10 protein-coding genes are annotated in these 13,042 nt (G+C 40.4%); 3 read left to right on the forward strand and 7 right to left on the reverse strand.

Features of this window, described 5'->3' with window-relative positions; genetic code table 11:
• Nucleotides 1–85 precede the first annotated feature (85 nt).
• From ACE1EF_RS05075 to ACE1EF_RS05095, 5 genes are all read right to left on the reverse strand, one after another.
• A complete protein-coding gene (locus ACE1EF_RS05075) occupies nucleotides 86–1,237 on the reverse strand; it encodes a serine hydrolase domain-containing protein (RefSeq protein WP_375719538.1) in 1,152 nt (383 codons plus the stop codon).
• A gap of 34 nt (nucleotides 1,238–1,271) precedes the next feature.
• Nucleotides 1,272–1,907, reverse strand: coding sequence for a DUF3575 domain-containing protein (locus ACE1EF_RS05080; protein WP_375719539.1), 636 nt, complete (start codon nucleotides 1,905–1,907; stop codon nucleotides 1,272–1,274).
• A 133-nt stretch (nucleotides 1,908–2,040) separates the two neighbouring features.
• A complete protein-coding gene (locus tag ACE1EF_RS05085; protein ID WP_375719540.1) occupies nucleotides 2,041–3,819 on the reverse strand; it encodes a helix-turn-helix domain-containing protein in 1,779 nt (592 codons plus the stop codon).
• A 106-nt stretch (nucleotides 3,820–3,925) separates the two neighbouring features.
• Nucleotides 3,926–4,663 (reverse strand): hemerythrin domain-containing protein, encoded by a 738-nt coding sequence (locus tag ACE1EF_RS05090; RefSeq protein ID WP_375719541.1) that lies wholly within the window; start codon nucleotides 4,661–4,663, stop codon nucleotides 3,926–3,928.
• 4 nt (nucleotides 4,664–4,667) lie between these two features.
• A complete protein-coding gene (locus tag ACE1EF_RS05095; protein ID WP_375719542.1) occupies nucleotides 4,668–5,147 on the reverse strand; it encodes a DoxX family protein in 480 nt (159 codons plus the stop codon).
• A 243-nt stretch (nucleotides 5,148–5,390) separates the two neighbouring features.
• Between ACE1EF_RS05095 and ACE1EF_RS05100 the strand changes: the two genes are divergently transcribed.
• The 3 genes from ACE1EF_RS05100 to ACE1EF_RS05110 all read left to right on the forward strand — a co-directional run bounded on the left by ACE1EF_RS05100 (nucleotide 5,391) and on the right by ACE1EF_RS05110 (nucleotide 9,573).
• On the forward strand, nucleotides 5,391–7,784 hold the full coding sequence (locus ACE1EF_RS05100) for a TonB-dependent receptor (protein WP_375719543.1): 2,394 nt from the start codon (nucleotides 5,391–5,393) through the stop codon (nucleotides 7,782–7,784).
• Between the two features lie 5 nt (nucleotides 7,785–7,789).
• On the forward strand, nucleotides 7,790–8,749 hold the full coding sequence (locus tag ACE1EF_RS05105) for a sensor histidine kinase (RefSeq protein WP_375719544.1): 960 nt from the start codon (nucleotides 7,790–7,792) through the stop codon (nucleotides 8,747–8,749).
• A 65-nt stretch (nucleotides 8,750–8,814) separates the two neighbouring features.
• A complete protein-coding gene (locus tag ACE1EF_RS05110) occupies nucleotides 8,815–9,573 on the forward strand; it encodes a LytR/AlgR family response regulator transcription factor (RefSeq protein ID WP_375719545.1) in 759 nt (252 codons plus the stop codon).
• 1,107 nt (nucleotides 9,574–10,680) lie between these two features.
• Here ACE1EF_RS05110 and ACE1EF_RS05115 read toward each other — a convergent pair.
• Both ACE1EF_RS05115 and ACE1EF_RS05120 read right to left on the reverse strand, forming a co-directional pair.
• Nucleotides 10,681–12,051, reverse strand: coding sequence for an MFS transporter (locus tag ACE1EF_RS05115; protein ID WP_375719546.1), 1,371 nt, complete (start codon nucleotides 12,049–12,051; stop codon nucleotides 10,681–10,683).
• A 328-nt stretch (nucleotides 12,052–12,379) separates the two neighbouring features.
• Nucleotides 12,380–12,928 (reverse strand): DUF1697 domain-containing protein, encoded by a 549-nt coding sequence (locus tag ACE1EF_RS05120; RefSeq protein ID WP_375719547.1) that lies wholly within the window; start codon nucleotides 12,926–12,928, stop codon nucleotides 12,380–12,382.
• Between the last annotated feature and the right edge of the window lie 114 nt (nucleotides 12,929–13,042).

Consider the following 13,042-nt stretch of genomic DNA (forward strand, 5'->3'; position numbering starts at 1 on the left):
TAAAAATTTCGGATTTATACGTATGATACAAATATACGAATCCCCGAATGTAAGAATAGTACATATGTTGAAAATTACAGCACGATCAGTTTTTCAGTTCGCCACTCAACAAACCAAGTACTTTCACCATAAAAACCACGGAATTTCTCACCTGATCCGTCTGGTTCAGTGTTCCGGTTATATAGGTATCCAGTTTCGGACAATAGTACATAAATGAACCGGTGCTTCCTGAATGTCCGATCACCGTCAGCTTTGGTAATGTTGGGAACAATTCCCGGAAGTCAATTTTTCGTAAGCCGAACCCGTAATACATGCCTTTGGTTTCCGGTATCCAGCGCTGCATCCTTTCCAGTGTCTGACGGGAAACCAGTTCGCCGTCAAACAAAGCTTTTATGAATATCCTCAGGTCTTCTGATGTTGAAACAATTCCCCCACCGGCCCAGTCAGCGGTCAGACTGGTCATATGTCCGGCTTCAAAACCGGAGACATAAACTTCACTCATGTACGGTGTTTCCTGTAATGGTTCTGAACGATGATACATATAGGTATGATACATTTTGAGTGGTGTAAAAAATTCCTTTTTAAAATAATCTGCCAATGGCATACCTGAGTTATGTTCGATAATCATTCCAAGCAAATTATATTCTGTATCCGTATATGAATAGCCATTACCGGGTATAAAACCGGGCTCCATCTTTTCTTTTATAAACTGTATCGTCACTTCCGGGGACCAGTATTTTGCTGTATCCGCAAACATCAGCTCCATTACATTAGGCGATCCGTCAGTTGTAACGCCCTCAAAGTAATCCGGTAAACCCGAGGTATGCTGTAACAGCTGTGCAATGGTGATATCCCTGGAATAATCCGTTCCATTCATTACATGTAAGCCAGTAGTAATGTGTTCCGGCAAATAGTTGTAAATTTTATCAGTAAAATTCAGTTTACCTTCCTCCACCAGTTTGGCAATTGCTGTTGCAGTAAAGGTTTTACCAATGCTTGCTGTATAAAAAGGGTTGGCAGTACTCACTGCCTCCCCGTTTTTAAACATACCATCTGCAAAAAACCAGTCAATGTTGTGCGAATCAGAATAAACATGCAAAAAGGCATTTTGCACATCTTCCTTTTTTAGTTCCTTTTTAAACAGTTTTTCTGTTTTATGCTGTATTTTCACATAATCCTTTGCTGTTATAAATCCCGACAGCAGAAATGCAACTGTAGTTATATTCAAATATCTCATGGTTTCCTGATTTTAGCGTGATTAATTGTTTGAGTTAAAACGCATAGCCAATAGAAAATTCACCAAGGAATCCGTTTATAAAGTCATACTCATTTCTGAATACATCAATAGCTGCAACAGCACCATCAACATTATTGTTGATCTTCTGCCAGTCCATGGCATAACCATATCCCAGTGCAAAGGTAATATTAAAACCACTTTTCCATGACCATCGTTTACCAAGGTTGGCTCCAACGGTTATTTCCGGAATCTTAAAATCGAATGATCCGGCATCAAGCGTACCGTTACCCTGATAGGATCTGTAACGGTAAAAAGAACCAACAAAGAAAGAATTCATTCCACCGCACATATGATACCTGTAATTCAGAATAAATGCCATTCCACTCGTTTCAAGATTGGCATCTGAATAAGTTTTCGGGATCATTTCATAATCGATCCTGGCAACAATGCCGTGTTTGGGTTTAATTAAATACTCAAAATTTGCAGAGTAAATGCCGAGAGCTATTCCACCCGGACACATGTTTATGGCAAACCGTTGATCCTTATCCCTGGGTACAGAATCATTCCTCATACTGTAAAACCCGTTTTCTGCAAAGACATTAACTGTAAATAAACCTGTACATAACACCATTGCCAAAAGCAATTTAACTTTCACTGATCTTGTTTTCATTGTCTTATTTTTTTAATGTTATTTTAATTTTGACAATGCAAAGATGCAGGAATAAAACAGGCTGGTCGTCCGTATTTATATTTGCGTACGCATTTGTGAAAAACCGTACGGCTCATGAAATTCCGTACCAGAATTACTTTTTTCGCATGCGTTTCATCCATTCCCCCGGTGTTTCGCCAACGGCCTTTTTAAAGTAGGCATTAAACACGGTTTTGGAATTAAACCCGCTTTCAAACGCCATACCCAGAATGGTGAGATGCGCATTTCTGACATCTGCCGCCAGCGTTTTAAAATAATCCAGCCGGTAGTTATTTATGAATTCATTGTAGTTACTTCCGGATTGCTCGTTGATTAAATACGATAATTTATTTGGATGCATATTCACGGCATCTGCCAAAGCTGACAATGAAAGCTGAGCATCCAGAAAGGCATTATTCGCCTGAATGTAGTCAACCACATTCTTCATCTGCTCTTTTCGTTCTACGGAACCGGAATCAGGTATAGCGGATTGCCTGTTTAATTTTTCAGGTAATGAAAAATCCGTAAGATCAGAGATATGTAACGTATGAAAAGCTTCAAACGCATGTAATGGTTTTAGTAAAGGTTCCTGCCTGAAATTGATAATCTGTCCCCGTTTTTGAGCCACATATTGTTCAAGAAGTTCCATGGCTTCGGTTTTATGCACTGAATTTGCCAGTATATATAACTCGTAAGGTACCATTTGTTGTTTATTCTCAGCAACATCATGCCATTCCTCCAGCCTTTCAGAAGGAATGATGAAATTGTTATTCAGCACTTCAAATAACATCTGCTGCAATTTCGTTTCTTTCCGGGTTTTAAGAAAAGTATCAAAATCATCCCTCAGGTTAAGATGGGCAAGGCATATCAGTTTAAATTCTGCTGCCAGAATAAATTCAGGATTAATAACCAGTGCTTTATTAAAACTTTGCAAGGCCTTTTCAAATCTTCCGCTGTAATAATAGATGTCACCCAGAGTATAATGATGGTTTGCGGAAACAGGATCAACCACCATTGCCCGCCGGATGTAATCTTCAGCTTCAGCGAACTTTCCGTGTGCGATATGAAGTTCGGCCATTGCTTCAAGACCGTCCGTATAATTAGGATGCTGTTTCAGTGTTTCCTGCAGCTGATCGTAGGTGATCTGAAAGTCCCAGTCTTTCCAGAATGTACGCCCGATAAATGACATGCCGTATTCCGGCAAAGAAGTATCCAGATCCTGAGCAATCATAAAGCTCTGCCCCGCTTTTTCGAATCCTTCCTGCTGCGGCATATATCCCCAGGCAGCCAAAAGTCCGTAACTCTGTACAAGTCCGTAGTACGATCTTACAAATTCAGGATCATAACGAACTGATTCTTCATATAGCCTGGTGGCTTTTCGTATGCTTTCAGCATCCCATTTCAGCTGATAATAGTGTCCTTCCAGGTACAATTCATAAGCCTTGATATCTTTGGTCTGTTCCTTTACCAGGTGATCCTGAATATCAAAATGACCGAAATTATCACGAATCTGGTTTGCGATCAACAGGCTAACCTCATCCTGTAATGTAAAAATATCATGCATCTCTCTGTCGAAGGTCTCAGACCAGAAATGCGTGCCATCTAATGAATTTATCAACTGTGCCGTAATCCTAACCCTGTTGTTTGCCTTTCTCACACTGCCCTCCAGCAAAGAAGTCACTCCCAGCTGTTTCCCGATATCACGAATATCTGTGTTTTTCCCTTTGAAGGCAAAAGATGAAGTACGGGCAATCACCTTCAAACCGTTTACCTTGGTAAGTGCATTAATAATTTCTTCCGTTATGCCATCGCTGAAATACTCATTCTCTTTATCTGCACTCATATTTACAAAAGGCAGAACTGCAATGGACTTGTCGTTTACGGGTTGAGTCATTTAATGAAGCACAATAGATTACATCAAACTAGTAACAACATTATGCATCTATGGGTTCAGGTTCTGTAATAAAAATCCTCAATATATTATTTTACATTAAAGCGGCTCAAATATGTGGTGTAAACTGATCCAGATCGTAAATACCGATGGTTCTTTCAATTTCAGCTACTTTATCCACCATCATATCAAAGCCATCACCACCAAACTTCTGATGTTCTATCTTTTCAAATTCCTCTCCCAGCGCACCGTACTCATGTGCTGAAACCACAGATTTGAAAGCCGGGAACAATACGGTATCTTCCCTGGCTTCATGCGGCCGGTACATGCGATTGAACATCGTCATTAATGCAATGACTTCCTGCTTGTCATCCGTTTTCATATCCTGACCGGGCTGAGTCAGTTTCAGAATTTTTTCGGTCACATCTCTGCCTCCCCTGTGCTGCTTCAATAAAACCTCAACAAGTTCCGTCTCTTTGTTTGCCTTTCTCAAACGGGGAAAAAGATAATCCTCCTCCAGCTTTTCATGATAGTCTTCCACAAAATTCCGGATAATGTCAGCCGTTTGATTCACAAAAACCGGGTTGAAATATTCATCTTTACCCATCCGGATGACTGCAGTATCGTAAATAATCATCATGCGTTGCAACAAACCGTGTTCCCGCATCAGGTCCTCATTGGCAGATACTTCCTTTTCCTCCTCCTCATCATCCATATTCTTCACTTGTGCACTGGCATTTGTACCGGACATCCCAATTACGGCCGATCCCAGAACAAGTAATGAACCTCTTTTAATAAAATTTCTGCGGGGATTATCCTGCTGAATATTAAGCTGTTTCGTTTTCATATCATTAATTTTTATTTCGTTCCATTTTCTTCATCCACACATAATCAAATGACCAGCGCCCGCCTCCTTTAATAAGCAGGAATAAGGAACCAAGCCACATGCTGAAGTCTGTACGCATTTCGTGTGCCATGCTCCAGAACCCGTACGTTTTCATTTCGCGCAAAATAAAAGGGCCAAAACTCTCTCCAAATCCAATCGGAAATTTAGTCACAATAATTGCCACTGAAATGTTGATAAACATTATAAGAGCTGCAAGTCGCGATAAGAGCCCGATAAGCATCAGAAATCCACAAACTATTTCGAATACACCTACAAATGTGGCAAAGAATTCAGGAGAAGGAAATCCCATTTTGGCAAAACGTCCGGCGCCACGCACGGCAGGAAATAAAAACTTCTGTATACCTTCTGATAAAAATACGGAACCCACCATAAGACGAATGAGTATAACCCAGCGTGAAGAAGTATTCAGAATTCTGTAAAACATAAGACCATGATTTACATATGGTTCACTGCATTCAACAATTCAAAAACCGGTAATGTTAGCAAAAACCGGTTCATTTAAACTTTTTTAAACTAACATGAACCTTTTATTATTTTTCATAGAATCGGTAAACAGAGACCCGGATAAAAAACATATTCATCCGCTTAATTTCCACGTTCGTCGATTTATTATTTCCGAAAGATAACTTCCACCCTATTTTTGGATCATAACTTAATATTGACAGAAATGACACGTAGAATTTTTTCGTTATTGATGATCCTCACATTTACACTCTCCATACATGCCAGCGAACTGACCCAGAATATCAGGGGCAAGATTATCGACGAAGTCACAGGGTATCCCATTCCGGGAGCCAATGTAATTCTTATCGGAACAGAACCTGTTGTCGGAACCACAACTGATGCCAATGGCTACTTTAACATTCCGGATGTTCCCGTTGGACGTCAGTCCATCCGTATTTCGTTCATCGGATATGAATCCCGTACCATCAGTAATCTTCTTCTTAGCAGTGCCAAGGAGACTTTTATGGAAATCAAACTGACAGAAAAAGTAACAAGCATCAACGAGGTGACCGTTAAATCCTTTACTAAAAAGGAAGAAGCACTGAATGAAATGGCGATGATCAGTTCCCGGTCATTCTCAGTAGAGGAAACCGAACGTTTTGCCGGCAGTCTTGGTGATCCGGCCCGAATGGTTGCCAACTATGCCGGTGTAATGACACAAAACGATTCACGTAACGACATCATCATTCGTGGAAATTCACCAACAGGTGTACAGTGGCGCCTGGAAAATATGGAAATACCAAATCCGAACCATTTTGGTGCTTTGGGTACAACCGGAGGTCCGGTAAGCATGCTCAACAATAACCTTCTGACCAACTCCGATTTTCTCACCGGTGCCTTTCCTGCTGAATTCGGTAACGTGCTTTCAGGCGTATTTGACCTGAATATGCGGTCGGGTAATAATCTTGAACACGAATACACCGGGCAGATTGGGTTTAACGGATTTGAACTGGGAGCTGAGGGACCGTTTAAACGAAAAGAAAATGGCCAGAATGCCACCTATCTTGCCAATTTCCGCTACTCTACCCTTGAAGTACTCGATCTCATTGGTTTCGGCGTCGGAACCGGATCAGCCATTCCGCAATATAAGGACCTGACGTTTATTGTGGACCTGCCGGGAACCAAACTGGGACGGTTTAAGCTTATCGGGCTTTGGGGCGACAGCTTCATTGACCTGGGCCGTGAAGAGACTGATACGGCTGCCAATAATTATAATCCGCGCGGAACTGCTACTGATTTCGGTTCAAAACTCGGATTTATCGGCTTAAACCATACGTATTTTATCAATGAGAACAGCCGGTTTCTGTCCACGGTTTCATACCAGTATCTGGAATCCACTACCAAATTCGATTCCATCCAGCATGCTACCAATACAACGATACCGCAATACAGGGGCACGTTGTATGAGTCCAAAGCATCAGCAACAACTGAGTTCAAACAAAAGATCAATACCAAAAATAATTATAGCATTGGTGTGATATACGATCACTACTTTGTGAATTTTAATGATAGTGCCATGTCGTATAATCAGGGGCATTTTATCACCACACAGGATACAAGGGATGATTTGAATATGTTGCGCGCCTATGCACAGTGGCAACACAATTTCAACAACAGGCTCACCGGTTATGCGGGGCTTTATAGTCAGTATTTTGACCTGAACGGAGAATCATCGGTTGAACCAAGAGCCAGCCTGCGATACAGGGCAAATCACGGACAGACATTTACGCTGGGATATGGCCGGCATAGTCAGATTCAACCTAAAAGCATCTATTTTGCACAGACGTACCACTCATCAACAAACACGTATACGCAGACTAACCACGATGTAAAATTTTCAAAAGCAGATCATATTGTTTTGGGATACAACAATATGCTAAGTAATAATTTCCGGATCAAGGCTGAAATGTATTACCAGCATCTGTTCCATATTCCCATTAAAGATAATCCGCAGAATCCATACGAAGCGCAGTTTTCACTGGTCAATGCAGGTGATTTTTTTGCACTCCCCACGGAAGACAATCTTGTAAACAAGGGACTTGGTCGTAATTACGGGATAGAACTTACACTGGAAAAATTCTTGAGTAAGGGATATTATGTGCTCTTTACCACATCCATCTTCGATTCAAAATACAAAGCAGCCGACAATGTATGGCGAAATACGGCATTCAACGGCAATTATGTGTTTAACCTGCTGGGAGGCTATGAACGAAAGCTGAGTGAAAAAGTAATGGTTACGGTTGATTTGAAAACGGTGCTGGCCGGCGGACGCAGATATGTTCCCATAGATCTTACCCAATCCATCGCAAAACATGAAACTGTTTACAACTGGAATAATGCATGGAAAAACAAGTTCGATGACTACTTCAGAACCGATGTACGATTTGGAATCAAACTGAACGGTAAAAAAACAAGCCAGGAATGGGCCATCGATTTGCAGAATGTTTCAGGATATCAGAGTATCTTTATGCAGGGTTTTGATGCGGATAAAAAAGAGATATACGAAGTGTATCAGCAGGGCTTCTATCCGATGTTTCTCTACAGAATACAATTTTAAGCGATATGGATAAATTCATGTACAACAGAGGAAGGTATATCAGGACTGCCGCTATCCTGATTCCCGGAGTCAGCCTAATCCTTGCTTTGGTCTACTTTCTGTTTATTGATAACGGGAACAATGCCACCCTGGCATCAAACATCATTCACAGCATCATTATGACGTCGGGAATATGGCTGGGTTGTACGGTCATTATCAGTTATCTGTGGGCCAAGATTCCATGGGAACATCATCCGTTTAAACGTTTAATCATTGAAATTATTCTTATTACTACCTACACTGTTCTGTTTGGCATGTTCGTGCTTTGGATTGGCCGGCAAAAAGGTCTGATTTCCAAAGATTACATCAATATAGGCAGCGATATAGCCATTACATTACTCATTACCTTTTTTATCACAGCCATCCATGAATCCGTGTTTTTTTATCAGCAATGGAAATATAATTTCTCGCGTTCAGTCAGACTTGAAAAGGACAGCATTGAGGCCAGATATGAAACACTGAAAACACAAATCAATCCGCATTTTCTGTTCAACAGTCTGAACAGTCTGGCGAACATGGTATCAGAAAATGAACAGGCCACAGATTATATCAGCAATCTCTCCGATTTTCTAAGATATATCCTCAGCAGCCGCGATAAGGAACTTGTTCTGGTTCGGGAAGAAATTGAAATTCTCAGGAAATATGCTGATTTGCAGCAATCCCGGTTCGGTGAAAACCTGCATACCGATTTGCAGATAGATGCTGCGTTTTACCACTACTCCATTCCTCCGCTGGTGCTGCAAATGCTGTATGAAAACTGTATTAAACACAATATTATCTCTTCTGAAAATCCACTTGAAATTCGCATTTTCACGAATGATAACTATATTGTGGTGACCAACAATCTGCAGTACAGAAGCACTGTCACCTCAACGGGTCAGGGACTTCGCAATATAACTGAACGCTACAGGTATTTTACAACCTAAGAGGTTATTATTGAGCAAACGAAAAAACAATTCAGCGTCAAGGTTCCGCTTTTAATTGTCAAATCATGAACAGGATATTAATAGTTGAAGACGAAAAACCGGCAGCAAACCGGATATCAACACTGCTCAGGGAAATAGATCCGGATGCTGAGATCGCAGGATTCACAGATTCGGTTTCCGGCACCATTCAATGGCTGAACCAACATCCGCATCCTGACCTTATCTTACTCGATATTCAATTGGGCGACGGGCTGAGTTTCGATATTTTCAGAACTATTGAGACCGATAGTTTTATCATTTTCACAACCGCATATGACGAATACGCCCTTAAAGCATTTCAGCTGAACAGTGTCGACTATCTGCTGAAGCCCGTAAAAAAAGCAGATCTGGCGGCCGCATATGAAAAATTTATGCGCTTTAAAGGCACACCACAGATATTTAAAGTAGAGGAAATTGTAAATTTTATTGAAAAACAGAAAAGCAGCTTTAAGTCACGCTTTATCATTAATATCGGTAATAAACTTGTTACGGTTGAAACCAAACAAATCGCCTGCTTTCACACGCTTGAAAAAAACACCTTTCTCACTACTTTTGAAGGAAAGAATTACCCGGTGGACTTTTCACTGGACAACATAGAAAAAATGGTGAATCCCGATCTTTACTTCAGGATCAACCGACAAACACTACTCCATTTTGATGCGATAAAAACCATTCACGTGATGTCGAAAAGCCGTATCAAACTTGATCTGAACATAGAACTGGATAGCGATACCTATGTCAGTTTTGCCAAATCTCCGGAATTCAGAAAATGGCTGGACAGATGAGTTAAGTTAACAGGTTACGGGTTAGGAGTTTAATAAGTTACTAAATGAACAGTGAAGAATGAAGAATGAAAAATTATTCTGTGCTTCTGTAAGCTGTAAACAAGGTTACTGAGGGTCCTGATGCTAATCAGGATGTATCGAAGAAACCTTAATTTAATTACGAATGAGGAGTTGAATGAACAATGAACAATAAGGAATGGACGCTGATCTTCCCCTTCAGGGGACCGAGGGGTAGCGTTGGAACGAAATTAATTAGGAATTGCAAATGAATGAAAAATGAAGAGTGAAGAATGAAAAATTACTCTGTACTCCTGTAAGCAGTAAACAAGGTTACTGAGGGTCCTGAAGTTAGTCAGGATGTATCGAAGAAACCTTAATTTAATTACGAATGAGGAGTTGAATGAACAATGAACAATAAGGAATGGACGCTGATCTTCCCCTTCAGGGGACCGAGGGGTAGCGTTGGAACGAAATTAATTAGGAATTGAATGAAGAATGAAAAATTACTCTGTACTCCTGTAAGCAGTAAACAAGGTTACTGAGTGTCCTGATGCTAATCAGGATTTATCGAAGAAACCTTAATTTAATTACGAATGAGGAGTTGAATGAACAATGAACAATTACGAATGAACGCTGATCTTCCCCTTCAGTGGACCGAGGGGTAGCTTTGGAACGAAATTAATTAGGAATTGAATGAAGAATGAAAAATTATTCTGTGCTCCTATAAGCCCTAAACAAGGTTACTGAGTGTCCTGATGCTAATCAGGATGTATCGAAGAAACCTTAATTTAATTACGAATTTTTGTTGTCGGGCTAAAAATCAATATTACATAAAGATTCTTCGCTTCATTTTACTTCGCTCAGAATGACAGTCTTTTAGATTCATATGAGGCTTGAGGTTGGGTTGGTTTGCGAATCTGTGGCAAACCAACCCAACCTCAAGCCCAACAGCCAGCAAATGCCTGTCATTCCGAGCGAAGCGAGGAATCTCTGATGCTTTAAACGAACATCAGTAATTAGAAATGTGAATTGCAAATGAATGAACAATGAAAAATGAAGAATGAAAAATTATTATTCATTATTCATTTTTAATCGTTCATTTTCAATCTATTCTTCGGCTTTAGTGGCCAGTTCTTTTTTATGGCGTTTCAAGCCGAGGGCGAAAACGAATGCAACAACTATCAGTAATGCCAGATAGTGAAATGATCGGTTAAAACCCTGTTCGCCGACCGAAGCAATTAAAGCACCGATAACTGCAGCGCCGGTCAGTTGGCCCAGGCTGGTAAAGATGGACAACATGCCCTGAGTAATGGCCCGGTCGGTTTTACCGACTTCATTCAGCATAATGTACCGCAGGGAACTCCCCGCAAGAATGGAAAGGCCTAAACCAATGAGCGCACCAGCTGCATAAAAAATGGTTTTATCGGGTTTGAAAAAATACAGTAGATAAAAACCGGCCGCTGATAATAAGAGACCGAGTAAGATCACCCATTTGGATCCTACCTTGTCAATCAACCTGCCAAACAGAGGGGAACCAACTGCAGAAGCGAGTACAATAGGTACCAGCATAAAGCTGGCCTGTGAAGAATCGACATTAAACACTTTTACCGTAAAATCCGGTATAAATACAAATACCGATTGCATTGCACCACTGACAATGGCAATTAATCCAACGATTCTGATCTGCCTGTTTTTAAACAAATGCGTTTTGACCACAGCATTGGGCTTATTATGTTCTGTAAAAAACAACAAAACGAGAAACACCACGGATCCGATCAAAAAAGGCAGGACCTTCCATTGTTTAAGACTGGCCAGAAATCCATTGCTTTCAAGGTTATTTACTGCATAGGCAAAGCTACCCAGCATCAGCGCCATCAGTATGATGCCCGGATAATCAATTTTACTGTCTTTGGATGTTCTTATATTAGGCAACAGTTTTATACTGTAAAACACCAAAACAGCCGCTATAGGGATATTAATCAGGAACAAGGCATGCCACGAGAAGAATTTCAACAATGTCCCGGCCAGGATCGGACCAATAATAAATGCAAATCCAAATACAGCACCGAGTAAACCAAGTATTCTGCCCCGTTTCTCAACCGGGAAAAGGTCACCCACCACTGCGGAAGCCACAGGAAAAATACCACTCGCTCCAAAGCCCTGCACCGCACGCCCGATAATCAGAATGGTAAAATTGTCTGAAACAGATACGATCAACGATCCTAAAGCAAATATCAGCAAGGACAAGACATAAATATTCCGACGACCAAAGTTATCTGACAGCTTTGCAAACAACGAAATTCCTGTAAGGTTAAACAACACATATATGGAAAAGATCCATCCCAGCAGTCTCGTTTGAATCGCTATGGTGGATTGAATGGCCGGTAATGCCGGTCCTACAATAGAAATGTCCAGTGCGCCCATTAAAACACCGGTGAAGAGTAAGGCGATAATTTTGTTATTTCCTTTTTCAGCCATGTAAGTAAAGTCTACCCCAAACAAACAGTTAATACATCATATGGTTTAGTTGTTCAACTTCTTTTATGAATGTACAGTGTCCGTGTAAGTCAGAACATAAAATGGTTTTGATTGATAATAAATTATAAAATATTGATTTTTAATATTTTGAAAAAAGGACTAAAGTCCTTTTAGTGGTGATATTACTAGTAACCCCGGCATTACCGCGTGCCGCCTTAAGCTTCAGCGGTGGCGCAATGCCGGGGTTACTGAAAAGGTGCTCTACAGGGTTTTAACCCTTAGGTTAGTATTTTTAAATGGCAATATTTTTTTAAATTACAAATTTAAACTATAACCCAGAACCGGCCAGTAACAACAGTTTATCTACTGTTTTCCAGTTGCGCGCTGTTGCTGCTACTTTTAACTTACTTTCAATAAAATTAGTTGTGAGTTTTGCTTTTCCAAAACCGTTGGGCAGATGAGCGGATAACAAACGGTCCTTAAGAACATAAAATTCATCCTTTAAAGGAACTTCTGACAGTTTTTGTATGGCATCCTGTTGGGGCTTTGACTTTAAAAACATAAAATAAATGCGATTTTCATCTATTTCTGCACCTGGTTTATACGGCGATTCCTCAACTGCATTTTTGAGATCTTCAGGTGTCAGTACCATGGTTTCAACATCCAGGCTAAAGGTCTTTTGAAGCAGTTCATATATCTCATTTTCAAGCTCATTTACCGGTTTATCACTGCTTTTGAAAATCACATTCCCGCTTTGAATATATGTAGTTACATCCTTAAACCCGTTTTTTTCGAATGCAACTTTTAAATCAGCCATTTTGATTTTATTATGGCCTGTAACATTTACGCCTCTCAGCAATGCAATATAAGTTTTCATACAGCAATGTTTCTAATAGGAACAGTATATAAATTGATAGGGTTCATCTAAAACAGGCAGAAAAAAATGCTTAGGATTTACATCATCAAACTGAAGAAGCATAAAAAAAGGCAG

Source organism: Quyinboa sediminis, assembly GCF_042219855.1.
Taxonomy (GTDB): domain Bacteria; phylum Bacteroidota; class Bacteroidia; order Bacteroidales; family UBA5342; genus JBHJHP01.